Source organism: Ligilactobacillus ceti DSM 22408 (genome assembly GCF_000423245.1).
Classification (GTDB): domain Bacteria; phylum Bacillota; class Bacilli; order Lactobacillales; family Lactobacillaceae; genus Ligilactobacillus; species Ligilactobacillus ceti.
In genome coordinates this window covers 74,567-100,254 of sequence record NZ_KE383993.1, presented here as the reverse complement: position 1 = coordinate 100,254, position 25,688 = coordinate 74,567, and the positions used below count along the sequence as shown (strand labels likewise).

The window sequence follows — 25,688 nt, the reverse complement described above, 5'->3', positions numbered from 1 at the left end:
AGGTTGTTTTTATGGAAAATAATTATCTCGCAATTAACTGGAATCAAATCGAAGATGCCATCGATAAAGCTACTTGGGAAAAATTAACTGAACAATTTTGGTTAGATACTCGTATTCCCCTCTCAAATGACTTAGCGGATTGGCGGACCTTAACTTTAGATGAACAAGATGTAGTCGCAAAAGTTTTCGGTGGTTTAACCTTGTTGGATACTTTACAATCACAAGATGGTGTTGCTGTTTTAAAACCAGCCATCAGAACGCAACAAGAAGAAGCCGTATTAAATAATATTCAATTTATGGAATCCGTCCATGCCAAAAGTTATTCTTCAATTTTCTCAACTTTAAATACACCAAAAGAAATTGCTGAAATTTTTGAATGGACTAATAATAATGAAATTTTACAATATAAAGCACAACGGATTAATGAAATTTATCAAACCGGCACACCACTCCAAAAGAAAGTAGCTTCCGTATTCTTAGAAAGCTTTCTCTTTTATTCCGGTTTTTATACACCTTTATATTGGTTAGGTCATAATAAATTACCAAACGTGGCTGAAATTATTAAATTAATTTTACGTGATGAATCTGTCCATGGAACTTATATTGGTTATAAATTCCAACTCGGTTTCCAAGAATTACCTGCTGAAGAACAAGAAATGATGAAAGGTTGGATTTACGAAACCTTATATGATCTTTATGAAAACGAAGAAAAATACAGTCATCTCTTATATGATAAATTAGGTTGGACTGACGACGTTTTAGTCTTTTTACGGTATAATGCCAACAAAGCTTTAATGAACCTCGGCTTAGACCCACTCTTCCCTGATACAGCAGCAGATGTTAATCCTGTTGTTATGAATGGAATTTCAACAAGTACTTCCAACCATGATTTCTTCTCCCAAGTCGGAAATGGTTATCTTCTGGGAAATGTGGAAGCCATGGAAGATTCAGATTATGATTTTGATTTCAAATAAAAAAAGCACTTACCTTAAGGTAAGTGCTTTTTTGTTTATTCAATAATTCGTAAAAAGATTGGTTTCTTTTTATCTTTCACAAAAGAGGATTTATCACTCTTTTGGTTAACAACATACACTAACTCTAACATTGTTACGATAATTGAACTTCGTTTACGATAGGCAGTATATTTAGAAAACCATTTTGTTACGTATTTATTCTTATATGCTCGTAACCCTTGGAAAGCATATAAACGATAACCATATTCATAAATGAAATGGGCCACTTGTTCTTCAATAAAACTATAACGTGATTGACCCACATTAGAAAGTGGAGCCATCCCCATATTGAAGTATTTATACCCTTCATCTCGTCCATACTCGAACAAACTAATAAAGATTTTATCCATAATTCCAGAAGGAGCTTCCTTACTATGACGCATTAAATCAATTGATAATACTTCTTTACCATCCATTGGCATAAAGTTCGCAAAAGCAACTAACTTACCTTCACTATCATTCACAATGGCTAAAGGTGCTTTGTTCAAATATTCTTCATCAAAGAAACCTAAAGAGAACCCTTTTTCAACTTGTCCATTCAACCAACTATCAGAAACTTCTTTCATTTCTTGCATAAATTCAGTACTAAATGGCGGTTGCACAATTTCAAAAGTATATCCTTCACGCTCGAATTTATTCATTAAAGCTCTTTGGGCACGACGTTTCTTACCTTGAAGTGTGAAATCAGCTAATTCTACATAACCTTCTTCACCCATCTTGATAAAATCATATCCATATTCATGTAATAACATTGTAAAATCACGATCAACTTCATAAAAGACGAGTTCATAATTATACATATCAGCTTTTTCCATAAATTCAATTAATGATTCTTCTTGATAAGCAGAGTCACCCACTGGTTCACCCATAATGATCAACTTATCTGCGACACGGCGATACATGTAGAATAGTTTATCTTCACCATCAACTGTATAGAAGTAAATATTCTTATCACGTAAATACGCTAAATGACTAACTTCATTTCCGGGATATTTAGCTAAAATCCGATCCAAACGGTCATTAGAATAATTAGAATACTTAAATGGATCACGTGATTCTGCAAAATATTTAATTAAAACAGCCACCACGACCGAAGCTATTAATAATCCCATAAATCCAGAAAGCCAAATCTTTTGTCCTGGGAATAATAATCCATCCGGAATACGGTGTGTTTTTAAATATTTAGGTGAGTTAATCACACCAATAATCACATAAATAATAAATGTCGTAATAAAGATACTACCATCTAAAATCATTTCATTAACGGAATAACGTAATTGTTTCCGATAAAGTTCTTTACGCGCTAAAATAACACAAATCATTACGACAATTAAGAACCCAGCTAAAACTGGTGTATAAGTTGCCACTAAAGTATTCACAACACCAACCATTAAAATGACTAACGTTGGCCAAAAAGCTCGTTGAACTTTAGCATGAATTGCCCGTGCCATTCCGATTAACAGCACCGCAAACACAATATTCGTTGTTTGATGTAAGAAGAATAATGTATATGGATAAATCTTCATCAAAAACGAGTTAGAAAAGACAAAATTAGGTACAGCAGCTTCTAATAATAAGAAGATCCCTGAAATATACATAAAGACTGTTACAATCACATGAGCTGTTTTTTGTAAAATCGATTTAGGAATTCCATCAAAAAATTCATTGATCTGACTACCCATTTCATGAGCGAAAAAGACTGTCCCAATCACAAACGGTACAATATAGTAAAAAATTCTAAAGAATAAAAGCCAAACAACAGCTATTTCACTATTAACACCAAGTCCTGTTAAACCAACAATCATAAAGACATCAAAAGATCCGAGTCCACCAGGAACCATGGAAACAATCCCAATCACTGACGCAATAATATAAATTGGAAAAACAGCGCTTAATTGCACATGGATATGCATAATATAACCAATAACAACAAAAAATCCACCTGCAAAAGCCCATTCTAATAATGAGCCTAAAATCAAAGCAATTTCTTTTTTCAAAGTTAAATCTTGGAAAAATTCATTGTTTTTGAATTTTGTTAATGTAAATAAAATCGGGAAATATAATCCCCCACCTAAGAGCCAAATCCAATAGCGACTAAAATCAGTCGCAATATGTAGCCCGAAAATCATAATTAAGGAAACCCAACATAAAATAGATAACCCTGCAATTAAAAATAAAGCAATTTTAGATAAGGCATAGAGAATTTGTTTTTTAGAAGCATTTTTCTTATAAAAATGAGCACGTAAACTTGCCCCTAAAATCCCACCAAATCCGGCAATATTTGTATAACTATTCGTAATCCAACCACTCCGAATAATATATGGTATCGAATATTTACCCGGTAAAAATTGAATAATTGTAAAATCGTAAATTAACATTGGTGATGCAGCGACTAATCCTAATACCAGCATCAAAATAACACTCAATGGTGGTTGATCAGCTAAACCTTCACCAACTTTTGCCCAATCAATATCGTGAAAAACACGTCCCACTTCAAAAATAACAAATATTAAAACGGAAATAACAAATATTATTTTTAAAATAGTAGCTTTTTCCTGAACAAAAGTTTTGATTTGATTAATTATATTTTTCATGACGCCTCCTTCTTTCTTCTTATCTATTATCCCTAATTTTAGCTAAGAGTTCAAATTAAATTCAAAAGTTGTTAGTTTGTTTCGCAATTTAAAATTACGACAAAAAACCAACTACTGATTTGATCATCACAAAATGTCTTTTTAATCTCACTTTGTTTCATCAATCGTAGTTGGTTGTTTAATTATTGAGTTTGTAAATCATGTAACACTTGAACTAAATGATCAATTTCAGGGTGTTCAACATTAGTACGCAACACTTTTCTTTTGTTAACTTTTAAATTATGGCGATGATATTGAATATAACATTGATCTTTATACGTAATAGGTTGTCCTTTTTCATACGCTGTTTCTAGTGCTGTTTGTAATTCATTTGGTGTGACATAAAGTGTGAGTTTTTGCGCTGTTTCTGCGGATTCTTGTTGATTATTTAACCATGCAATAAAATCAGAAATTTCAGCTTGTGCTTTTTGTAAATTTTGCATCTTCAAGTCTCCTTTTATCCATAATTGGTTTTATAACTTCATCATAGGACCAGCTATTAAGATAAGCAATCTTTTTGCATTAGTTACCTTTTTATAGAAAAATGCATAGTCAGGATTAATTGTAATAAAAAAAGACCACACCCGAAAGTGTGATCTTCTAATTTGCTTTTAAACGAAAAATTATTCTTATTTAAGAGTAATTTGTGCGCCAACTTCTTCAAGTTTAGCTTTCATTTCTTCAGCTTCGTCTTTAGCAACGCCTTCTTTAATAACTGAAGGTGCGCCATCAACTAAACCTTTAGCATCTTTCAAGCCAAGACCTGTAATGTCTTTAACTGCTTTGATAACTTTAACTTTTGATGAACCAGCAGATGTTAATTCAACATCAAATTCTGATTTTTCTGCAGCAGCATCGCCACCAGCAGCACCTGCAACTGCAACTGGTGCAGCAGCTGAAACGCCAAATTCGTCTTCGATAGCTTTTACTAAGTCGTTTAATTCAAGAATACTTGCTTCTTTTACATCAGCAATGATTTTTTCGATATCTAATGCCATTTATATTTCCTCCGTAATGAATAATAATTTAATTATTATTTCGTTTGTTTTTTAATTTATTTTTTATGCTGCAATATTATGCTGCATCTTCGTCTTTTGCTTCTGCAACTGCATTAAGCGCATAAGCGAAATTGCGAACTGGTGCTTGCAATACTGAAAGTAACATTGAAAGCATACCTTCGCGGTTTGGTAAAGTTGCAAGTGCTGTAACTTCGTCAAGGCTAACTACCTTGCCGTCGATCATACCACCTTTAACTTCTAATGCTTCATGGTCTTTAGCAAATTTAACCATGATACGAGCTGGAGCAGTAATATCTTCAGAACCACCAAATGCAATAGCTGTTGGGCCAGCAAATGTGTCGTTTAATTCAGCTAAACCAGCTTGTTCTGCAGCACGTTTTAAATAGGAGTTTTTGATAACTCGCATTTCAACGCCAGCTTCACGTAATTCCTTACGTAATTCTGTTACTTCTTCCACAGTTAATCCACGATAGTCAACTACAACTGCTGCAGCTGCTTCGTTAAACTTAGCAGCAACTTCTTCAACAATCGCAGCTTTTTTTGCGATAACTTCTTTACTCAATTGATTCACCTCCTAGTCAGTGTGTCAGAGTTTTTCTAATAAAAAAACTCTATGTCCACCAAGACACAGAGAGAAAGTTTTTATACTTCTCCTCGGCAGGCATGTTTAAGGCTAAAGCCACCTGAGTCTTCGGTAAGATCATAATTATTTAAAAATTGACCTTAATCAATTTAACATATAAATCAATTAAGGTCAACAACTTTTTTTAATAAAATTAAATTTTATCTTAAAGGTTAGTTGTATCTAGTTTAACGCTAGGTCCAAATGTTGATGCAAGTGATACATTCTTCATGTATACACCTTTAACTGTAGATGGACGAGCTTTAGCAATCACATCGTAAATTGTTGTGAAGTTGCCCATAAGTGCGTCTTCGCTAAATGATACTTTACCGATAGGAACATGAACGTTACCTTCACGGTCTGTACGGTAAGTAACTTTACCAGCTTTAGATTCTGAAACAGCTTTTGTTACGTCCATTGTAACTGTACCTGTTTTAGGGTTAGGCATTAAGCCTTTAGGTCCTAAGACACGACCTAAACGTCCAACTTGAGCCATCATATCTGGTGTTGCGATTGCAACATCAAAATCTAACCAGCCGCCTTGGATTTTTTGTACTAAGTCGTCGTCACCAACAACGTCTGCACCTGCTTCTTCAGCTTCTTTAGCTTTAGCACCTTTTGCGAACACGATAACTTTTTGATCTTTACCTGTACCGTTTGGTAATACAACAGCACCACGTAATTGTTGATCAGCTTGACGTGTGTCCATGTTTAAGTTAAATGCAACTTCCATTGTTGCATCAAAGTTTGCGAAGTCAATCTTTTTAACTAAAGCGATTGCTTCTTTTGCGTCGTAGCTTTTACCAGCTTCGACTTGCTTAGCAGCTTCTAAATATTTTTTACTTTTTTTGTTAGCCATTAGTGAATTTCCTCCTTGCAATATGTGGTCTATCGGATAAACCTCCCACTTGACACATTTATTTTCATAAAGTGTCCGACTGAGAAGCGTGGCCGTAGAAAGATAAGATTAGTCTTCTACAACAAAGCCCATGCTTCGTGCAGTACCTTCAATCATGCGCATAGCAGCTTCTACGTCTGCAGCGTTTAGATCTTGCATTTTTGTTTCAGCGATTTCCTTAACTTGTGCTTTAGTTACTGTTGCAACTTTGTTTGTGTTAGGTTCGCCGGAACCTTTTTCAACTCCTGCAGCTTTCTTAAGTAACACTGCAGCAGGTGGTGTTTTTGTAACGAATGTGAATGAACGATCGTCATACACACTGATTACAACAGGAATGATCATACCAGCTTGGTCAGCTGTACGAGCGTTGAATTCCTTTGTGAATCCCATAATATTGATACCAGCTTGACCCAATGCAGGACCAACTGGTGGTGCTGGAGTTGCTTTCCCAGCAGGAATTTGTAATTTAACAACATTTACTACTTCTTTAGCCACGGTAATACCTCCTTAAAAAGTCCGTGTGTGGTACGGATGGCCACGAAAATTTAGCCTCCCACGTATATGCCAAAAGCATACTTTAATAATATAGCACATCAGTTTTGACGTGGCAACTATTTTTTGACATTAAATAAAAATTCTCCAATTAATTGATCAACTTCCGGATTTTCATGCAATAAAGTATGCGCGGCTTTTTTTCCATACATAATTTTTTCAGTATAGTTTTCCGGATTCTTAATTAAATAACGTAAAGAACGGACTGAATTAACTGAGACCGCTCCATCAGAATGTGGTTGGTAACCTAAATCACCGGCAATATTTAAAAACTTAATTTGTGGTGACACTAAAAAATTATGTTGCCGCATCCGATTAAATAACATCGTTTCAAAAACTGGACCTTTTTGCGTTAACAAATAACTTTCAATAAAAGCCGTAGTCTTACCTGGATCAGAATCATTAAACGGTGACCCGATTGTTACAACTTTATTCACTCGCGGCAAGCGATAATAATTACCATGTGAACTTAAATAACGCATCACCACAACACCGCCCATGGAATGAGCAACTAAATTCACTTCATTAACATGGTATTTTAATTTCAAAGTCGCCATGACCCGCCATAACCAGTTCGATTGTTTCATAACTGAGACCCGATTTTCATCAAAAAGGACTTGAATAAAACACCCCGGCACCGTTGGATCACCAATAATTTTAATTTTTTGATGATCTTTAACTTTAATAACACAAGTCTTACTACCCCAGCCCTTCTTTTCAAAACGCCGTAACATAAAACCAGTCGACAAACGTGTCCCGGCATAGCCATGAATAAATAAGGTTGGAATGTCATTTTTAACTTGGCGATAATTTTTCTTAGTAATTCCACCTAAACGTTGCCATTTATAGCCACAAAAAGAGGCCGCCGATAAGACAGCTGCACCCGTGATAACTTTGGTTTGAGCTTTCATATCTACGACCCCTTTTCTTAAAATTAAAAATTAGATTAATTTATCAACTTGATCATAATTTAATTCAGTTGCTGTTTCGCGACCCATCATGTCAATATTAACACGAAGTTTCATTTTTTCTTCATCGATATCAGTAATTTTACCAATGATACCAGCAAATGGTCCGCTAACGATTGTCACTGATTCACCGATTTCAACATCAAAGTCAACATGACGTGCATCCATATCAAGTTGGCTTAAAATATGTGAAATTTCTTCGTCTAATAATGGAGCTGGTTTACTACCGGCACCATGAGAGCCAACGAAACCTGTCACACCTGGTGTATTACGAACAACATACCATGATTGATCTGTCATAGCCATTTCAACTAAAACATATCCTGGGAATGTTTTTAATTTTTCAATTTTTTCTTTACCTGTTTTTGTTTTTTCTGTTTTTTCTTCTTCAGGTACAACTACACGGAAAATATTATCTTCCATACCCATTGATTGAGCACGTGATTCTAAGTTAGTTTTAACTTTGTTTTCATAACCTGCATATGTATGTAAAACATACCATTTCTTTTCGATTGATTCCATTTGTATAAATCTCCTTATTAATAACTGAATGTTCTAATTCTACTATTATATTAACTTCTAATTAACTACTTTTTGACAAAATAAAAAAGCCCGAAAATAATCCAAGCCCCTTAACAAAATAATTATAACAAAAAAAGGCCAGTCTGACCAGCCTTCTCCTGATTTCATTTTGATTATGCTAACAAACTTAAAACAAGTTGCACACAGTAATCCGCAATTGCAAAGAATGCAATAAAGAATAATGATGTGGCCACAACTGTTGTTGTATCGCGGCGTGTTTCACGTCCGTTCAACCAAGTTGTTTCGCGCATTGTTTGAAAAACACTCTTAATAAAATTCATTTTAAATCCCCTTCTTAACGAAAGTTTAACCCGGAATTATTTTGTTTCCCGGTGCAAAGTATGTTCATTACAATATTTACAAAATTTCTTAACTTCTAAACGTTCAGTACGATTAGGGTTTTCTGTAATTGAATAATTACGTGAACCACAAACTGAACACGCTAAAGCAATTTTCTTTTTAGCCATAATTATATAATTCTCCTTAATAGATATCAAAACAAATGTACCATGTTTTAAAGTTAACTGTCAAATCAACTAATCTGACAAATGATTCATCAAATCTGTTAACTTTTCTAACTGGCCATCATCCCACGGAGAACGTCGCACGGTTACTTCTGCTTGATACTGTTTTGCTTGTTGACTCACTTCTTTTTGAGCACGTTTAATATTTTGATACAATTCCCAAGCCGGAATCCGGATCGCTCCTTGCGAAAAGATAGCCCATTGTTCCGCTTGATCACTTGTTGCGACAGTGACCGTCGTGAATTGCGTTTGCAACTGAGCGGTCAGACTTTCGATATAACTATCAGCAGTTTCACCTTCAGCTGTCCACACAACTTCCAATTTATATTGTTGATAACTTCTCGTCAGTCCCGGCACATGCATCGCATCAAACACTACGATAATATCTGCCCCACTTTGTTTATAATAATCTGATAAAATCTGCAATAATAAATCACGTGCATCCGCAAGCTCGTCCATTTTTTTCAACTTTTCTAACTCAGGCCAATGTCCAATCATATTATATGCATCAACTATCAAATAATTTTTCTTCATTTTAGTTGCCTCGTGAAGTAAATCCTTGATACATTAATAAGCTAGCTGCCACACTGGCATTTAAACTTTGAACATGTCCTACCATTGGAATAGTTAACATTTGATCACATGTTTTCTTCATTAATTGTGAAATACCTTTACCTTCATTACCAATAACTAAGGCTGTTGGTCCTTTAGCATTCCATTGACGGTAATCTTGGCCTTCCATATCAGTTCCGAAAATCCAAAGTCCACGATCTTTTAATTCTTGGGCAATTTGCACTAAGTTAGTAACACGTGCCACTGGAATATATTCAATCGCACCTGTTGATGTTTTCGCAACTGTTGATGTTAATTGAACCGCACGACGCTTAGGAATAATAATTCCATGGACACCAACCGCATCAGCTGTCCGCATAATGGAACCTAAGTTATGCGGATCTTCAATTCCATCTAAAATTAAGAAGAATGGATCTTCATTTTTTTCTGCTGCTTTCGCAAATAAATCATCTAAAGTCGCATATTCATATGCTGCGACTGCAACCACAACACCTTGGTGGTTTTGTTGATCACTTAATAAATCTAATTTGTTTTTAGGAACGATAGATACAATGATTCCACGTTTTTTAGCTAATTTTTCAATATCTTTCAAAGCATCTGATTTTAAACCAGATTGAATAAATACTTTATTAACAGCTTGTTTTCCTTTTAAAGCTGCGACCGCCGGATGACGACCGATAATAAAATCTTGTTGTTGTTCGTTATTTTGTGTTTGTTCGTTTGGCAATTATTTACCTTCTTTCTCGACTGTTTGGATACACCAAGCAATCACTTCTTCTAAACGTTGCGTTTGGCCACTTAAATATAAATAACCAATCAAAGCTTCAAACCCCGTTGAAACACGGTATGTTAAAACAGAAGTATTTTTCGCAGATGTATGACTTTTAGCATTCCGACCCCGTTTATAGAATCCAGCTTCCGTTTCAGTCATTAATCCTTCTTCTTCCATTTTTGTTACCAAAAAGGCTTGCGCTTTCGCTGATACATAATGTGTTGCACGTTGATGTAATTTACTTGGTTTTGTTAGACCTTTTTCTAAAAGATGTCTTCTAACATAAACTTCATAAATTGAATCACCCATATAAGCTAACACAATTCCATTTAATTGTTGATAATCTACATCCACTATGCTCTTCTCCATCTTGTCCCTTGTGGTGTATCTTCTAAAATAACACCTTGGGCTTTTAATTCATCTCTAATTTCATCACTGCGTGCAAAATCACGATTAGCACGTGCTTCATCACGTTCTTTGATTAAAGCATCGATATCATCATCTAATAATTCTGCATCAGAAAACTCGATTCCAAAAACAGCCGCCATCTTTTCAAAACTTGTTAATAAAGCTTGTAAAGTTTGTGCTTCTACTTCTGGTTGAGCTGCATAAACATTCATTTGTTTAACAACTTCATATAAAACAGCTATCCCATTTTGCGCATTAAAATCATCATCCATCGCTGTTACAAAATCAGCTTCATGTTGTTTTAAAGCTTGAACTTCTTGTTCATCTAAGTCTGCTGTTGGAGCTGATTCCAAACGATATTTAACGTTTTCCACAGCCATTTGTAATTTTTGTAAATTATTTTCAGCTTCTTGTAAATTCGCTAAGCTATAACGAATCGGACGACGATATTGCGTTGTCGCCATTAAGAAACGGACAATTTGTGGATCAACTTCTTGAACTAAATCATGCACTGTTACAAAGTTACCCAATGATTTACTCATTTTTTCATCATCGTCACCAATTGTCACAAAACCATTATGCATCCAATAATTAGCAAATGTTTGATCATGTTTAGCTTCACTTTGCGCAATTTCATTTTCATGGTGTGGAAAAGCTAAATCTTGTCCCCCCGCATGAATATCAATTGTTGGTGCTAAATATTTTTCCGCCATAACGGAACATTCAATATGCCAGCCAGGACGACCTTCACCCCAAGGAGCTTGCCAAGAAATTTCACCTGGTTTCACGGCTTTCCATAAAGCAAAATCAAGTGGATCTTCTTTTTTCGCTTGATCGACAGTTGTAGTTCTAGCACTGGCACCTTGTTCTAATTCATCGATTGCTTGACCGGATAATTTACCATAGTTAGCGAATTTACGTGTCCGATAATAAACATCACCTTGCGCTTCATAAGCATAACCTTTATCAATCAATTCTTGAATAAATTCAATAATATCATCCATACAATCCATAACCCGTGGATTCAAAGTTGCTTTTTTAACATTCAAAGCAGCTGTATCTTCATAAAAAGCGGCAATGTATTTATCAGTTAACTCTTTTACGCTCATGTTTTGTTCTTGACTAGCTTTGATAATCTTATCATCAACATCCGTAAAATTAGAAACATAATCCACTTGATAACCACGATATTCAAAATAACGACGCACAGTATCAAAAGCCACCGCACTCCGCGCATTTCCAATATGAATATAGTTATACACAGTTGGGCCACAAACATACATTTTAACTTTGTTAGCTTCAATTGGTTTAAATTCTTCTTTTTGTCCGGTTAAAGTATTATAAATGTTAATCATCTAAATCTTCCCCTTTAACTTCAGTATATACAACAAAACTCGGAACAATACAAATTGCCCCGAGTAAGCAGATTGTGAAATTATTTATCCATTTCTGCTAAAGTCTTTTCTAAATGACTAAGAGCTTTTTCACGACCTAATAATTCGATTGCTGGTGCTAATTCAGGACCATGCATTTCGCGTGTTGTCGCAATTCGAATTGGCATAAATAATTTACGCCCTTTAATCTTAGTATCTTTTTGAATTGATTTAATCATCGCTTGAATTTGTGCTGCATCAAAAATCGTTAAATCTTGTGCACGTTTCGCAAATTCAGTAATAACTGTTTTAGCGTCTTCATTAGCTAATTCAGCTGTGGCTTCTTCTGTTAATTCAAGTGGTTCATTGAAGAAGATATCAGCCATTTCGACAATTTGACCTGTATATGACATTTGTTGTTTGTATAAGTCGATTAATTTACGACCCCATTCAATTGTCATGCAGTCTGGATCAGCAGGTAATTTACCAGCTTTGATTAATTGAAGTAAAGCTGAATCCACGATTTCATCATCTTTAGCAGCTTTCACATATTGGTTGTTAATCCATTCTAATTTCTTACCGTCAAAAGCAGCTGGTGACTTGCTTAAACGTTTTGGATCGAACATCTTAATGAATTGTTGACGAGTGAAAATTTCATCTTCGCCGACTGGTGACCAACCTAATAAAGTAATGAAGTTAAACATTGCTTCTGGTAAGTAACCTAATTCACGATATTGTTCGATAAATTGTAAAACAGATTCATCACGTTTACTTAATTTTTTACCTGTTTCAGTATTAATAATTAAGGACATATGACCAAATGTTGGTGCTTCCCAACCAAATGCTTGATATACAGCTAATTGTTTTGGTGTGTTAGCTACGTGATCATCACCACGTAAAACATGTGTAATTTCCATCATATGATCATCGACTACAACTGCGAAGTTATATGTTGGCATACCATCACGTTTTTGGATAACAAAGTCGCCACCGATTGTATCAGATTGGAAACTAATTTCACCTTTAACGATATCATCCCATGTATATGTGACGTTTTGTGGGACACGAATCCGAATAACTGGTTTAATGCCTTTTTCACGGGCTGCTGCTTGACTTTGAGCGATTTCTTCCGCTGACATGCCAGCATATTCATAAACATAACGAGGTGCTTCACCACGTGCTTGTTGTTCTTCACGTTGTGCTAATAATTCATCTTCTGTCATGTATGATTCATAAGCTAAATCTTTAGCTAATAATTCTTGAATTAATGGTTCATAAATATCTTTACGTTCGGATTGACGGTAAGGACCAAAGTTACCTGGTTTATCCGGACCTTCATCCCAATCTAAACCTAACCAACGTAAGTTATCAAGCTGACTTTTTTCACCGTCTGCAATGTTACGTTTTGTATCTGTATCTTCAATTCGAATTACAAATGTTCCTTTATTGTGTCGTGCATATAAATAGTTGAATAATGCTGTTCGTGCATTACCAATATGCAAGTGTCCTGTTGGACTTGGTGCATAACGTACACGAATTTTTTTCTTTGCCAAAATAAGCGCCTCTTTCTATACTTTCTGAAATGAATTTAAATTTTTACTCAATTTAAAAACTCTTACTTTTAATTTTACAATGAATAGCTTAAAAAATAAATGTTTGAACGTAATTTCTAACGATCTGAACGATCTTTTCCTTGATGTTCTTCGAATTTTTCTTTTAATTCACGACGAGAATGTGTTGGTTTCGCAAAAATCATCCGTCCGGCATCAGTTTGTAATGCGCTTGTGACTTCGACTTCGATAACCTTATTAATGTAATAACGTCCATCTTCCACAACAATCATTGTCCCATCATCAAGATAAGCCACACCTTGTTGGCGGGCACTACCGTTTTTAATAACTTGAACTTGGAGTTTTTCACCCGGAATCACCCGTGGTTTCAATGACTTAGCCAAATTGTTCAAGTTTAAAACTTTCACATTTTGGAATTGACTCACTTTATTTAAATTATAGTCGTTAGTAATAATAACCGCGTCTAACTCTTTAGCGAGCCGCACTAATTTACTATCAACTTCTTTAATTTCTTCAAAGTCTTGATCTGTCATTTGAATTGGAATTACATTTTCAGTTTGTAATTTATTCAAAATATCTAACCCACGTCGTCCCCGAACACGTTTAATATGATCAGATGAATCAGCAATATATTGCAATTCATTTAAGACGAAATTAGGCACCATCAACACGCCTTCTAAAAAGCCTGATTTAGCTAAATCATAAATGCGGCCATCAATTAAAATATTTGTATCGATTAACTTATATTTATAAAAATTCTCACCGGCACGGCGTTCTAAAAGCTGTTCTTTTTCTTCGTTTTTCTTATCGTTATTTTTCCCTTTAAACGAAAAGACACGACGAAAATCTAAGAAACGCTCTTTACCAATGACAAATCCAACATAACCAAAAATAATCACTAAAACGATCGGGATAATCGTATTCAATAAAAATAATTGCGAATGCGTAAATAATAATGATACTAAAACCGCGATAATCAAACCAACTACTACGGAAATAATAGTCGATAAAACAACTTCTGGTTTTTGTTGGATAAAATTAACTTCAATTCTGCCACAAAGTTTATCAAGTGGATCCACCAAGACTAATCCGATTAAAGAAATCAAGAGAATCCCTAATAAAATATTCACGGCCCAGTTATTGAGCCAGCGATCATCGCCAATCCCAATCAACTCCCAAACTAATGGAAAGAAAGTATAACCAATTCCAATTCCTAAAATGGAAAAAGCTACTTTAATAATTCTTTTGCGCAAAATTTCTCAACTCCTTTCTATTTTTACGACTAAAATTAACTAAAAACAAGTTTAACAGCTTGGCGTAAAGTTGAAACACCAACTACTTCAATCTCAGCTGGTGGTACCCAGCCATCGAGATTATTTTTCGGTACGAAAACTCGTTTAAAACCAAGTTTAGCCGCTTCGATAACACGTTGTTCAATATGGTTCACACGGCGAATCTCACCTGTTAAACCAATCTCACCAATAAAACTATCCGTAGGTTGCGTTTCTTGATCACGATAACTTGAAACGATACTCATCGCTAAAGCTAAATCAATCGCAGGTTCATCAAGTTTCAACCCACCGGCTGCTTTTAAATATGCATCTTGATTTTGTAATAATAAACCAACTCTTTTTTCTAGAACGGCCATAATCAAAGAAACACGATTTTGATTTAACCCTGTCGTAGTGCGTTTGGCATTTCCAAAAGCGGTTGGCGTAATCAAAGCTTGAATTTCAGCTAATAACGGCCGTGTCCCTTCCATCGCAACAACGACCGCCGAACCAGTCGCTCCGGGCATTCTTTCTTGTAAAAAGATTTCCGAAGGGTTTAAAACTTCGGCTAAACCGGTTTGCCGCATTTCAAAGATGCCGATTTCATTAGTCGAACCAAAACGGTTTTTCACAGCACGTAACATTCTAAAGAGTTGATTTTGATCACCTTCAAAATATAACACCGTATCAACCATATGTTCTAAAATCTTCGGTCCCGCAATAGCTCCACCTTTAGTAACATGTCCCACAATAAAAATAGTAATCCCGTTCGTTTTAGCGATTTGCATTAAAGTCGCTGTCACTTCCCGGATTTGTGCCACACTACCAACTGCAGAATTCATATCAGGTTCTTGCATCGTTTGCACGGAATCAATTACCACGTAATCGGGTTTCAAATCACTAATCTCTTGCCGAATGCTCGCCATATCAGTTTCCGGATATAAATAAAAATCTGAGCTCGCCACTTTCAAACGGTTTGCTCGCATTTTGATTTGGGTTGCACTTTCTTCCCCAGAAACATATAAGACTTTCCCAGCTTGATTCGCTAATTGACCAGAGAGTTGTAAGAGCAGCGTTGATTTACCAATCCCTGGATCACCACCAATTAATATTAAAGAACCAGGAACAATCCCACCACCTAAGACACGATCTAATTCACCTAAAGATGTCGAAACACGGGGCGTTTCTTGTGTAGTAACTTCGTTTAATTTTTGCGGACGTACCTTTGTACCAGAAATACTTGTCCGAGGTGCTGCAACTTCTTTTTTCTGAGGTGTCTGCACTTCTTCTACTAAAGTATTCCATTCAGAACAATTCGGACAACGCCCGAGATACCGTGGTGAAACATAACCACAATTTTGACATGTATAACGTGTTTTGGCTTTTGCCATCTTAACAACTCCCTTCTACTAATTTCTGAAACAAGAATTTATTTACCAGATGATCCAAAACCACCTGTACGTTCTGTTAAACCACCTTGATCTTGATCAGCTAATAAATACGGCATAAAAATACCTTGGCCAACGCGTTCACCTTTTTTAATAACTTGATCAGTAATATTTAAGTTTACAAGTTGGAAGAAAATCTCACCTTCGTTAGCTGCATTATTATAATAGTCAGCATCAACAACACCGATCCCATTTGGTAAAACCAAACCTTTTTTCAAAGGACTGCTAGAACGATTCGCCAATAGCAAAAATTCATCCGCCGGCATATATGCTTTAATTCCCGTTGGAACGAGATACGGCTTTAATGTTTTTTGGGCTTTTGTAACTGCGTCTGGGCGTAATGGTTTTTTGTGCCATAATAAATATAAAATTTTTATAAAATTCGTTTTCCAAATACTTGGTAAAACAAAATCTTCTGCGGCATAAAAATCATACCCCGCTGCGCTTTTAGTCGCCCGAACGGGAAGTTTTAAACCTTGTTCTTGATACTTGGATACAACTTCAAAACCACGTTTTTTCACGTTAAAGTCACCTCGCTTCAGTATAATATAGTACGCATATTATCATAACACCATTTACCACAAATAAGCACTATTTTAAGCACGACTTTTAGAAAAAAATAATCTATTTTTATGTTATAATACCTAAAGAAAGGAGTCATACTGTTATGAACTATGAATTAAATGAAAATCCTTTAATTTACTATCAAAAAAATGGTGAAAAGTTACTCGAAATTGGTTTCTTTTTAATTAATCATGAGCAAACATATGTCATCGAGCGTTGCTGGAAACACGAACATTTAACAAATGACGCCCGTGATAAAATTTGGTTGAATTTCTTAAAAAGAATCAAAGACGAAAACAAAACGGTACTCCCGTTAACACCATTTGCACAATCTTTTTTCAAAATTCATATGGATTACAATGACTTACTCTTCAACAAATAAATTATCATATTTTTAGGAGCGTTTTATAAAATGGATCAAAATGAACTTAAAAAATTAGTCGGTGAAAAATCAGCTGAATGGGTTGAGGATGGCATGATCGTAGGTTTAGGGACCGGATCAACTGTGAAGTTTATGGTAGATGCAGTTGGACGTCGTGTTCAAGAAGAAGGCCTTAAGATTACTGGTGTCACAACTTCCATTCGTACAGCAGAACAAGCTACAGCCCTTGGAATTCCTTTGAAATCAGTGGACGAAGTTGATCACATCGATCTTACAATCGATGGTGCCGACGAAATTAGTGATGATTTCCACGGGATCAAAGGTGGCGGTGCTGCTTTACTTTTCGAAAAAATTGTCGCAACAAACTCCGATCGTAACTTATGGATTGTTGATGAAACAAAATTAGTCGAAAAACTTGGCGCTTTCCCACTCCCAGTTGAAGTTATTCCATATGGTAGCCAAAAAGTTTTTGAAAAATTCGAAAAAGCTGGCTTAAATCCAACTTTTAGAAAATTGGATGACGGTGAATTCTTATTAACAGACTCCAAAAACTATATTATTGATCTTCACTTGAAACGAATTGAAGATCCTCATGCTTTAGCCGATTACTTAATTAACCAAGTCGGCGTTGTTGAACACGGTTTATTCTTAGATACAGTTAATACTGTTATCGTAGGCCGCCAAGATGGCCCCGAAGTTTTAGAAGCTCGCTAATAGCTAAATCCCCCTCACCTTTTGGTAAGGGGGATTTTTTAATTTTTTATTATTGTTTTAACATTGTTTTTTAATCTTATTTACTATTTTCTCAATTTGGCTTACAATAGTTTTAAGCTTAATTTTAATTATATAGGAGGTTGTTATTAGTGACTAAAGCAATTAATACAACAGAACTTAATAAATTTAAAGATTCATTCCATAAAACAACAAAACACGATGTGATTGAAAGAGCCGTTACAAAAAACGGTATTTTCGCAACAAGTGAAAATTATAAATCAATCGCTAAAATGGACCCAACATTCTCTATCGACATTGATACTGGTAAAGTATCTAACCAAAAACAATCTGGTCGTTGCTGGATGTTCGCAGCCTTAAACACAATGCGTCATGATTTACGTGATCGTTTCTCATTACCAGATGATTTTGAATTATCACAAAACTTTACTTTCTTCTGGGATAAATTAGAAAAAGCTAACTATTTCTATGAAAACATCTTAACAACAGCTGAATTACCAACAACAGATCGTAAAGTTGCTTGGTTATTACAAACACCTCAACAAGATGGCGGACAATGGGATATGATTGTCAGCATCATCGAAAAATATGGTGTAGTTCCTAAATCAGTTATGCCAGAAACTTTCAGTTCATCTGCATCACGTGAATTCAACGCTACATTAAATCTTAAATTAAGAAAAGATGCAACTCGTTTACGTGAATTAGTTCAAGCTGGCGAATCAGCAGAACGTATTGCTGAAACAAAAGAAAAAATGTTAGATGAAGTTTACCGCTTAGCAAGTTATAGCTTCGGTACACCTCCAGAAACATTTGATTTTGAATATCGTGATAAAGATAAGAACTATCATATCGAACGCGACTTAACTCCAAAAACATTCTTAGAAAAATATGTTGGTTGGAACTTGAATGACTATGTCTCAATTATTAACGCTCCTACAACAGATAAACCTTATAACCATATCTACACAGTAGAAATGTTAGGTAACGTTGTCGATGGCCGTGAAGTTCGCCACTTAAACGTTGATATGGATATGTTCCGTAAATTAGCTATCAAACAATTAGAATCCGGCGAAAGCATCTGGTTCGGTTGTGATGTTGGTCAAGAATCTGATCGTCAAAAAGGTATTATGGATACAGAACTTTACAAGAAAGAAGAATTACTTGATATTGACTTATCCATGTCTAAAGCTGAACGCCTCGAATACGGCGAAAGCTTAATGACTCACGCTATGGTTTTAACAGGTGTTGACTTAGTTGAAGGTCAACCTACAAAATGGAAAGTCGAAAACTCTTGGGGACCTAAAGTTGGTACAAAAGGTTTCTTCGTCATGAGTGATGACTGGATGGAAGAATTCTGTTACCAAATCGTTATTAACAAGAAATTCTTACCAGCTGAATTACAAGCTGTTTTAGATGAAAAAGCAACTGTTTTAGCTCCTTGGGATCCAATGGGTTCATTAGCTTAAGCAAACAATAAAAAAGTCCCACCTTACACAATGTAAGGTGGGACTTTTTTAGTTTAGATTATAATAAACAATTTATAATAGATACACTAAAAATATCAGTTTATTCTTCATCTAATTTTTGCGCTAATTGTTTAATATAAGCTTTTAAATCATCTTTAACTTCTGGATGTTCTAATCCAAAATCAATTGATGTTTTAAGGTAACCAAATTTGTTACCTACATCATAACGTTCACCTTTAAACTCATGTGCAAAAACTCTTTGAATCTTATTCAAACGATCAATTGCATCTGTTAATTGAACTTCATTTCCTTGACCTGGTTTTTGAGTTTCTAACATTCCAAAAATTTCAGGTGTTAATAAATACCGTCCAATAATTGCTAAATCAGATGGAGCTTGATCAACTGGTGGTTTTTCAACAAATTTTTTCACATCATATAACCCTGGTTTTGTTTCTGTAATAGGATCAATCACACCATATTTATTAACTTCTTCATGAGGCACACGCATAACAGCTAATGTTGAAGCTTGTGTTTCATCATAACGATCCATTAATTGTTTAGTTAATGGAACTTCATCATCCATTAAATCATCACCTAACATAACAACAAATGGTTCATCTCCGATAAAATCTTTCGCCATTAAAACAGCATCACCTAAACCACGTGGGTGAGATTGTCGTACAAAAAACAAATTAATATCAGTTGTTTCTTCAACTAATTTTAAAAGTTCAGTTTTACCTTTAGACTTTAAATTTTGTTCTAATTCTGGAACAGAATCAAAATGATCTTCAATAGGACGTTTACCTTTACCTGTAACTACTAAAATATCTTCAATACCTGATTTCTTAGCTTCTTCAACAATATATTGAATTGTTGGTTTATCAATAATTGGTAACATTTCTTTAGCCATCGCTTTAGTTGCTGGTAAAAATCGTGTTCCTAAACCAGCTGCTGGAATCACTGCTTTTCTTACTTTCATATTTTAAGTTCCTTTCACCTATTTATAAATATACTCATTATAAATATACTAGCACATTTATACTCCAAATGCTTCCAATATTCCTTTTGCTAACTCACTTAAATATTCATGAAATTCCTTAACATCTTTTTTATTAGTTATAAAACCACATTCCATCAATCTATAATCATAACCTTGTTTCATCGCACGCTTGGGGTTAGCTAAATTATCTCTATAAACAATTTTTTTACTTCTACCTGGAAGATATTTAGTTATAAGTTTTTCTAACTTAATATCACTTTCTGTAGCTTTCGTACCTTTTTGTTTGATAATATGGCCACCACGCGCAGTAGGACTAGCACTATCTAAATGAAGTTCAATAATAGATGTTGTTATAGGTAGTTTTAATTTTGTTATACCATTATCTTGATAATAATCTCTATCATATTCACTTATTAATACACGATTACCACCTAATTGTTTAATTTGTTTTGCTAATAACCTTGTTAAATCTGCTTCTCTGTAACCATTAGCACATGCGCCAGGATCACCTGCTCCATGCCCAGAAATAACAAATAATTTTACTGCAATATACTTACCGTTAATATCTAATTTTTTACCATCTATAATTTCATCAATTGCCATATGTCCATCTGAATAACAATAATATTGAACACCATTCAAAAGAATCCATCCAGTCATCATTTTCCCATTAAATTGATTAAATAAATAATACTTATTATTTATTTTTTGTTTTCCATATTGCATTTGACCAGCTTCATTATAATAAACTGTTTTATCTTGGTCTTTAATATATTGAAAGCCTGTTTGCATATTGCCATTTGTTGTACTAAATAAATACCATTGTCCATTTATTTTTTGTTGTCCATACTGCATTTGTCCATCTTCATTATAATAAACTGTTTTATCTTGATCTTTAATATATTGAAAGCCTGTTTGCATAGTACCATTTGTTGTACTAAATAAATACCATTGTCCATTTATTTTTTGTTGTCCATATTGCATCTGACCAACTTTATTATAATAAACTGTTTTATCTTGGTCTTTAATATATTGAAAGCCTGTTTGCATAGCACCATTGGTTGTACTAAACAAATACCAATGTCCATTTATTTTTTGTTGTCCATACTGCATTTGTCCAGCTTCATTATAATAAACTGTTTTATCTTGGTCTTTAATATATTGAAAGCCTGTTTGCATTATTCCTTCTTCATTATATAAATACCAATGTCCGTTTATTTTTTGTTGTCCATATTTTTTATCATTTACACTCTTATGGCTATACGTTAGTTCATTAACAGTTTTATCATTTGTTATTTTATTTTTATCACTGTACTTAATATAACTTTGTTTTTCAGTTGTTTTATATTGACTATTTTGTGAAATATCATTTCTATCATTTACTTGATGCGTATCTTTATTTACTACAGTTATATTTTGTGTATCTGTTTTTTTGATTACATCTGCAGAAATAAAATTATCATTAATACACATTAATATACTTATCGTCAAAAAACTACTTATTAAAAATTTTCTATTCAACCTAACTCACTCCTACTAAATGCTTCTTTATATTTTTAATCACATAAACTAAAAATATAGCAAATTATACACCTTGTCAAATAAACATCTTAATACATTCTTTAAATATTATCTTGTTCAAAATGTAATAAATTTTACTAAAAAAAGATATTATACACATATTATCTGTATAATATCTTTTCTTTAAATCATATTTAATTAATATATTATTTAATAAAAATACCCAATTGCTCCATGTCAGAATATTCTTGACATTTTTCAACAATTTGTTTTTTGTTATCTTTAGAAATATCCACAACAAAAACAATATCATTTACTTTTTTGATATCATGTTCATATTTTAACTCACTTGGAATATTAATCATAACAATATCATAATATTCATTTAACTGACCAATCAGTACATCTAATTTCGCTGATTTTAACACAAGAAAAACATCATTGTCTTCATCTGCATTTAAAACCAATAACTCTTTTTTTAATAATTGTTCATTTAAATTCACTTGATCCGTTAAAACATCCCAGATATTTACCTTATCTGAGTCATTAGCTATATTAATATTATTAAAATCAATTATAGCCACTTTTAAACCTTGTTGTTTATAATTACTACTCAACAACTCAATAATTCTATTTTGATAAACATTATTTTTTATCGAACTAATTAATACAGCTTTATTTTTTCCTATCACTAATTCTATTTTTTGAGAAAGTTTTTTTATAAAATTGTCATCGTTAACGTGTGATTTGCTTACTAAACCTAAGTTAGAAATTTTATTTCTGCTTACAAATTTATTCAAATCTTTTTTATTTTTAATTCTTAAATCTAAAAAATAAGCAAGTATATAAGCAAATAAACCACCTATAAACACTCCCAGTAATACTCTCTTTAACTCACTTTTTTTCGGTATGTTAACTTTATGAACATCTACATTAGAAAGCACACTAATCTTATTATTAGGTATTAATGTTGACGTTTCTTTTATATATATGTTAATAAACTGTTTAGCTATTTGCGTAGTATGAGTTTTATTATTATCTTTAATAATAAAATTTAAAATTTGTGAATTATTAGTATTATTAACTGTTATTTTTTCAATTAGTTTATTAGGTTTTACATTATAACCATGATTAATTAAATAATCTGATAATGGTTGTAATATAACTCTTTTTTTAGCTAGTTCTTCATAAGTTCCCATTGAAACCATACCTGTTTTTTGTTCAGTATTATTGAGTTGCTTATTAGGACTAATTAAAACCGATACATTTGCAACATAACTATCTGTATTTTTATTATGAGTGGTTCTTGTTAAAATTAACATTCCCACCCCACCTATAATAATACCTATAATTATTAAATAAATATACTTGATAAATATTTCAAATAATCGATTAATATTGTGTGTCATTTCATTATTATCCATTGATTTATACTCCTTAAAGATTAATACGATTTAATAATATTAATCTCTTCTAAATAAATCGCGTGTATATACTTTATCCAAAACATCGTCTAATTTATCTTCATATCTATTAACTATAATCGCATCTGTCATTTGTTTAAATTCATCAATATCATTAACTACACGACTTCCAAAAAATGTAGAATTATTTTCTAACGTAGGTTCATAGATTACAACTTCTGCACCTTTTGCTTTAACTCTTTTCATTACACCTTGAATACTACTTTGTCTAAAATTATCTGAGTTACTCTTCATAGTCAATCTATATACACCAATGACAATTGGTTTTTCTAAAACTTCATCAAAGGAACTATTGTCACTATAATACCCTGCTTGCTTTAATACTTGATTAGCAATAAAATCTTTGCGTGTTCTATTAGATTGAACAATAGCTCCAATAATATTTTCTGGAACATCTGCATAATTTGCTAATAATTGCTTAGTATCTTTCGGTAAACAATATCCACCATATCCAAATGACGGATTATTATAATGAGTACCAATTCTAGGATCTAAGCAAACACCTTCAATGATTTTTTTTGTATCTAATTGTTTTAACTCTGCATATGTATCTAATTCATTAAAATAAGATACTCGCATAGCAAGATAAGTATTAGCAAATAATTTTACAGCTTCAGCTTCTTTAAATCCCATTAACAAAATATCTATATTATCTTTAATGGCACCTTCTGCTAACAATGATGCAAATTCATTAGCGGCTTCAGTTAATCTTAAATCATTTTCATCAGTACCCACAATAATTCGACTAGGATATAAATTGTCATATAAAGCCTTGCTTTCACGTAAGAACTCTGGACTGAAAATAATATTTTTACTACCGGTTTTTTCTCTAATTGCATCAGTATATCCAACAGGAATTGTTGATTTAATAATCATAATAGCTTCTGGATTATATTTCATAACTAAATCGATTACTGTCTCTACAGCCGTTGTATCAAAATAATTTTTTTGGCTATCATAGTTAGTTGGTGCAGCAATAATTACATAATCTGCTTCAGAATATGCTTTTTTAGCATCCAATGTTGCTACTAAATTCAATTCTTTTGTTTTTAAATAATCTTCAATTTCTACATCTTGAATCGGTGAAAGTCGTTGATTAATTAAATTAACTTTTTCTTCGATAATATCAACCGCCGTAACTTCATTGTGCTGAGCCAATAAAACCGCTAAGGATAAACCAACATACCCTGTTCCTGCAACTGCTATTTTCTTTCCACTCATCTAAAACTCCCCTTTACTAATCTTTATAATATGATTTATACCATTCTGCAAAAGCACGCAAACCTGTTCGTAAACTCGTTGAAGGTTTAAAATTAAAATCGCGTTCTAGTGAACTTGTATCTGCATAAGTCACCGGTACATCGCCCGGTTGCATCGGAACTAATTCTTTATATCGTTCAAAATCATAATCTTCCGGTAACACCCCTGCACGAATTAATTCTTGTTGTAAAATATCTACAAACTCTAATAAGTTTTCTGGGTGATTATTACCAATGTTGTAAATAGCATATGGTGGTTCTGGAAGACCATCTTCTCCTTGCTGTTTAGCAGGAGCTTTTGTCATCACTCGAACAATCCCTTCCACAATATCATCAATATAAGTGAAATCCCGTTTACAATTACCATAATTGAAAATTTGAATTTTTTCATGATTTTTCAATTTATTTGTAAAACCAAAATATGCCATATCTGGACGACCTGCTGGACCGTATACTGTAAAAAATCGCAATCCTGTTGATGGAATATTATATAATTTTGAATAGGCATGTGCCATCAATTCATTACTCTTTTTACTTGCAGCATATAAAGAAACTGGATTATCAACCTTATCTTCTGTGGAATATGGAACTTTTTTATTGGATCCATACACAGATGATGATGATGCATATACAAAATGCTCAACCCCTGTTTTACCATCATCATAAGAATGTCGACAAGCCTCTAATAAATTATAAAAACCAATAATATTAGATTCCATATAAACATCTGGATTTAAAATAGAATATCTAACTCCAGCTTGAGCCGCTAAATTCACCACAATACTAGGTTGATATTGTTTAAATATATTATCCACCAAAGTCTTATCGGCAATACTACCTTTAATAAAGGTAAAATTAGCATATTTATCTAATTCTTTCAATCGATCTTCTTTCAGTTGCACATCATAATAATCATTTAAATTATCAATTCCTACAATTTGAATATTATCATCTAATTGTAGTAAATATTTCGCTAAATTAGATCCAATAAACCCTGCCACACCTGTAACGAAAATCATTCTATTTTCTAACTTTATTTTATTTAGCATTTTT

The 25,688-nt window shown here is 33.5% G+C and carries 27 protein-coding genes and 1 other annotated feature; of the genes, 4 read left to right on the top strand and 23 right to left on the bottom strand.

Going from position 1 to position 25,688, the window contains the following annotated elements; translation table 11 throughout:
• The first annotated feature begins 11 nt into the window (after positions 1 to 11).
• Positions 12 to 974 carry a class 1b ribonucleoside-diphosphate reductase subunit beta gene (nrdF, locus tag G540_RS0103350; RefSeq protein ID WP_027106880.1) on the top strand — a complete coding sequence of 321 codons (963 nt, stop codon included), beginning with the start codon at positions 12 to 14 and terminating at the stop codon, positions 972 to 974.
• 35 nt (positions 975 to 1,009) lie between these two features.
• On the opposite strand, the gene mprF is transcribed toward nrdF, so the two are convergent.
• The 18 genes from mprF to G540_RS0103260 form a co-directional block, all read right to left on the bottom strand.
• A complete protein-coding gene (gene mprF / locus G540_RS0103345) occupies positions 1,010 to 3,607 on the bottom strand; it encodes a bifunctional lysylphosphatidylglycerol flippase/synthetase MprF (RefSeq protein ID WP_027106879.1) in 2,598 nt (865 codons plus the stop codon).
• Between the two features lie 182 nt (positions 3,608 to 3,789).
• Positions 3,790 to 4,089 carry a hypothetical protein gene (locus G540_RS0103340; RefSeq protein WP_027106878.1) on the bottom strand — a complete coding sequence of 100 codons (300 nt, stop codon included), beginning with the start codon at positions 4,087 to 4,089 and terminating at the stop codon, positions 3,790 to 3,792.
• Between the two features lie 186 nt (positions 4,090 to 4,275).
• The gene (gene rplL / locus G540_RS0103335) at positions 4,276 to 4,644 is read right to left on the bottom strand and encodes a 50S ribosomal protein L7/L12 (RefSeq protein ID WP_027106877.1); all 369 of its coding nucleotides are present in this window, start codon (positions 4,642 to 4,644) and stop codon (positions 4,276 to 4,278) included.
• 76 nt (positions 4,645 to 4,720) lie between these two features.
• Positions 4,721 to 5,227, bottom strand: a complete 507-nt coding sequence (rplJ, locus tag G540_RS0103330; protein WP_027106876.1) for a 50S ribosomal protein L10 — start codon at positions 5,225 to 5,227, stop codon at positions 4,721 to 4,723.
• Between the two features lie 31 nt (positions 5,228 to 5,258).
• Positions 5,259 to 5,378 (bottom strand) — a sequence feature (ribosomal protein L10 leader region).
• Between the two features lie 75 nt (positions 5,379 to 5,453).
• Positions 5,454 to 6,146 carry a 50S ribosomal protein L1 gene (gene rplA / locus G540_RS0103325; RefSeq protein ID WP_027106875.1) on the bottom strand — a complete coding sequence of 231 codons (693 nt, stop codon included), beginning with the start codon at positions 6,144 to 6,146 and terminating at the stop codon, positions 5,454 to 5,456.
• Between the two features lie 108 nt (positions 6,147 to 6,254).
• A complete protein-coding gene (gene rplK, locus G540_RS0103320; protein ID WP_027106874.1) occupies positions 6,255 to 6,680 on the bottom strand; it encodes a 50S ribosomal protein L11 in 426 nt (141 codons plus the stop codon).
• Positions 6,681 to 6,796: 116 nt separating this feature from the next.
• Positions 6,797 to 7,648, bottom strand: coding sequence for an alpha/beta hydrolase (locus G540_RS07005; RefSeq protein ID WP_051188955.1), 852 nt, complete (start codon positions 7,646 to 7,648; stop codon positions 6,797 to 6,799).
• A gap of 30 nt (positions 7,649 to 7,678) precedes the next feature.
• Entirely contained in the window at positions 7,679 to 8,227 is a 549-nt protein-coding gene (nusG, locus tag G540_RS0103310; RefSeq protein WP_035463591.1) for a transcription termination/antitermination protein NusG, read from the bottom strand.
• A gap of 173 nt (positions 8,228 to 8,400) precedes the next feature.
• Positions 8,401 to 8,568: a preprotein translocase subunit SecE gene (gene secE, locus G540_RS0103305; protein ID WP_027106872.1), complete on the bottom strand. Its 168-nt coding sequence runs from the start codon at positions 8,566 to 8,568 to the stop codon at positions 8,401 to 8,403.
• A 36-nt stretch (positions 8,569 to 8,604) separates the two neighbouring features.
• The gene (rpmG, locus tag G540_RS0103300; RefSeq protein ID WP_191975849.1) at positions 8,605 to 8,757 is read right to left on the bottom strand and encodes a 50S ribosomal protein L33; all 153 of its coding nucleotides are present in this window, start codon (positions 8,755 to 8,757) and stop codon (positions 8,605 to 8,607) included.
• Between the two features lie 66 nt (positions 8,758 to 8,823).
• Entirely contained in the window at positions 8,824 to 9,345 is a 522-nt protein-coding gene (locus G540_RS0103295) for an NYN domain-containing protein (RefSeq protein WP_027106870.1), read from the bottom strand.
• A 1-nt stretch (position 9,346) separates the two neighbouring features.
• Positions 9,347 to 10,111, bottom strand: a complete 765-nt coding sequence (gene rlmB, locus G540_RS0103290; protein ID WP_051188954.1) for a 23S rRNA (guanosine(2251)-2'-O)-methyltransferase RlmB — start codon at positions 10,109 to 10,111, stop codon at positions 9,347 to 9,349.
• Complete coding sequence (locus G540_RS0103285) at positions 10,112 to 10,525, bottom strand: Mini-ribonuclease 3 (RefSeq protein ID WP_027106868.1); 414 nt, start codon at positions 10,523 to 10,525, stop codon at positions 10,112 to 10,114.
• Positions 10,510 to 11,919, bottom strand: a complete 1,410-nt coding sequence (cysS, locus tag G540_RS0103280; RefSeq protein ID WP_027106867.1) for a cysteine--tRNA ligase — start codon at positions 11,917 to 11,919, stop codon at positions 10,510 to 10,512. Before cysS ends, G540_RS0103285 begins: the two co-directional genes overlap by 16 nt.
• 80 nt (positions 11,920 to 11,999) lie before the next feature.
• The gene (gene gltX, locus G540_RS0103275; protein WP_027106866.1) at positions 12,000 to 13,490 is read right to left on the bottom strand and encodes a glutamate--tRNA ligase; all 1,491 of its coding nucleotides are present in this window, start codon (positions 13,488 to 13,490) and stop codon (positions 12,000 to 12,002) included.
• A 116-nt stretch (positions 13,491 to 13,606) separates the two neighbouring features.
• Complete coding sequence (locus G540_RS07000; RefSeq protein WP_035463590.1) at positions 13,607 to 14,761, bottom strand: PIN/TRAM domain-containing protein; 1,155 nt, start codon at positions 14,759 to 14,761, stop codon at positions 13,607 to 13,609.
• Positions 14,762 to 14,796: 35 nt separating this feature from the next.
• Positions 14,797 to 16,170 carry a DNA repair protein RadA gene (gene radA, locus G540_RS0103265; RefSeq protein ID WP_027106865.1) on the bottom strand — a complete coding sequence of 458 codons (1,374 nt, stop codon included), beginning with the start codon at positions 16,168 to 16,170 and terminating at the stop codon, positions 14,797 to 14,799.
• Between the two features lie 38 nt (positions 16,171 to 16,208).
• Positions 16,209 to 16,748, bottom strand: a complete 540-nt coding sequence (locus G540_RS0103260; RefSeq protein ID WP_027106864.1) for a dCTP deaminase/dUTPase family protein — start codon at positions 16,746 to 16,748, stop codon at positions 16,209 to 16,211.
• 146 nt (positions 16,749 to 16,894) lie between these two features.
• Between G540_RS0103260 and G540_RS0103255 the strand changes: the two genes are divergently transcribed.
• The 3 genes from G540_RS0103255 to G540_RS0103245 all read left to right on the top strand — a co-directional run bounded on the left by G540_RS0103255 (position 16,895) and on the right by G540_RS0103245 (position 19,371).
• A complete protein-coding gene (locus G540_RS0103255) occupies positions 16,895 to 17,173 on the top strand; it encodes a GNAT family protein (protein WP_051188953.1) in 279 nt (92 codons plus the stop codon).
• 30 nt (positions 17,174 to 17,203) lie between these two features.
• On the top strand, positions 17,204 to 17,887 hold the full coding sequence (gene rpiA / locus G540_RS0103250) for a ribose-5-phosphate isomerase RpiA (protein ID WP_027106862.1): 684 nt from the start codon (positions 17,204 to 17,206) through the stop codon (positions 17,885 to 17,887).
• A 149-nt stretch (positions 17,888 to 18,036) separates the two neighbouring features.
• On the top strand, positions 18,037 to 19,371 hold the full coding sequence (locus tag G540_RS0103245; protein ID WP_027106861.1) for a C1 family peptidase: 1,335 nt from the start codon (positions 18,037 to 18,039) through the stop codon (positions 19,369 to 19,371).
• A gap of 100 nt (positions 19,372 to 19,471) precedes the next feature.
• Here the strand turns inward: G540_RS0103245 and galU are convergent, their stop codons facing one another.
• The 5 genes from galU to G540_RS0103220 all read right to left on the bottom strand — a co-directional run bounded on the left by galU (position 19,472) and on the right by G540_RS0103220 (position 25,684).
• Positions 19,472 to 20,350 carry a UTP--glucose-1-phosphate uridylyltransferase GalU gene (gene galU, locus G540_RS0103240; RefSeq protein WP_027106860.1) on the bottom strand — a complete coding sequence of 293 codons (879 nt, stop codon included), beginning with the start codon at positions 20,348 to 20,350 and terminating at the stop codon, positions 19,472 to 19,474.
• Between the two features lie 57 nt (positions 20,351 to 20,407).
• Positions 20,408 to 21,862 (bottom strand): N-acetylmuramoyl-L-alanine amidase, encoded by a 1,455-nt coding sequence (locus G540_RS07450; protein WP_162139324.1) that lies wholly within the window; start codon positions 21,860 to 21,862, stop codon positions 20,408 to 20,410.
• Between the two features lie 236 nt (positions 21,863 to 22,098).
• Positions 22,099 to 23,316, bottom strand: a complete 1,218-nt coding sequence (locus G540_RS0103230) for a YveK family protein (RefSeq protein WP_027106859.1) — start codon at positions 23,314 to 23,316, stop codon at positions 22,099 to 22,101.
• A 39-nt stretch (positions 23,317 to 23,355) separates the two neighbouring features.
• On the bottom strand, positions 23,356 to 24,597 hold the full coding sequence (locus G540_RS0103225) for a nucleotide sugar dehydrogenase (RefSeq protein ID WP_027106858.1): 1,242 nt from the start codon (positions 24,595 to 24,597) through the stop codon (positions 23,356 to 23,358).
• Between the two features lie 16 nt (positions 24,598 to 24,613).
• Entirely contained in the window at positions 24,614 to 25,684 is a 1,071-nt protein-coding gene (locus G540_RS0103220; protein ID WP_027106857.1) for an NAD-dependent epimerase/dehydratase family protein, read from the bottom strand.
• Positions 25,685 to 25,688 lie beyond the last annotated feature (4 nt).

Bases quoted from the DNA above. Each gene is read 5' to 3' on its own strand.
- radA (WP_027106865.1), bottom strand. From the start codon at position 16,170: ATGGCAAAAGCCAAAACACGTTATACATGTCAAAATTGTGGTTATGTT.
- G540_RS07005 (WP_051188955.1), bottom strand. From the start codon at position 7,648: ATGAAAGCTCAAACCAAAGTTATCACGGGTGCAGCTGTCTTATCGGCG.
- rplA (WP_027106875.1), bottom strand. From the start codon at position 6,146: ATGGCTAACAAAAAAAGTAAAAAATATTTAGAAGCTGCTAAGCAAGTC.
- G540_RS0103225 (WP_027106858.1), bottom strand. From the start codon at position 24,597: ATGAGTGGAAAGAAAATAGCAGTTGCAGGAACAGGGTATGTTGGTTTA.
- mprF (WP_027106879.1), bottom strand. From the start codon at position 3,607: ATGAAAAATATAATTAATCAAATCAAAACTTTTGTTCAGGAAAAAGCT.
- galU (WP_027106860.1), bottom strand. From the start codon at position 20,350: ATGAAAGTAAGAAAAGCAGTGATTCCAGCAGCTGGTTTAGGAACACGA.
- secE (WP_027106872.1), bottom strand. From the start codon at position 8,568: ATGAATTTTATTAAGAGTGTTTTTCAAACAATGCGCGAAACAACTTGG.
- G540_RS0103340 (WP_027106878.1), bottom strand. From the start codon at position 4,089: ATGCAAAATTTACAAAAAGCACAAGCTGAAATTTCTGATTTTATTGCA.
- G540_RS0103285 (WP_027106868.1), bottom strand. From the start codon at position 10,525: ATGGAGAAGAGCATAGTGGATGTAGATTATCAACAATTAAATGGAATT.
- rplL (WP_027106877.1), bottom strand. From the start codon at position 4,644: ATGGCATTAGATATCGAAAAAATCATTGCTGATGTAAAAGAAGCAAGT.
- rpiA (WP_027106862.1), top strand. From the start codon at position 17,204: ATGGATCAAAATGAACTTAAAAAATTAGTCGGTGAAAAATCAGCTGAA.
- G540_RS0103295 (WP_027106870.1), bottom strand. From the start codon at position 9,345: ATGAAGAAAAATTATTTGATAGTTGATGCATATAATATGATTGGACAT.
- G540_RS0103255 (WP_051188953.1), top strand. From the start codon at position 16,895: ATGAACTATGAATTAAATGAAAATCCTTTAATTTACTATCAAAAAAAT.
- G540_RS0103230 (WP_027106859.1), bottom strand. From the start codon at position 23,316: ATGGATAATAATGAAATGACACACAATATTAATCGATTATTTGAAATA.
- nusG (WP_035463591.1), bottom strand. From the start codon at position 8,227: ATGGAATCAATCGAAAAGAAATGGTATGTTTTACATACATATGCAGGT.
- G540_RS0103220 (WP_027106857.1), bottom strand. From the start codon at position 25,684: ATGCTAAATAAAATAAAGTTAGAAAATAGAATGATTTTCGTTACAGGT.
- cysS (WP_027106867.1), bottom strand. From the start codon at position 11,919: ATGATTAACATTTATAATACTTTAACCGGACAAAAAGAAGAATTTAAA.
- nrdF (WP_027106880.1), top strand. From the start codon at position 12: ATGGAAAATAATTATCTCGCAATTAACTGGAATCAAATCGAAGATGCC.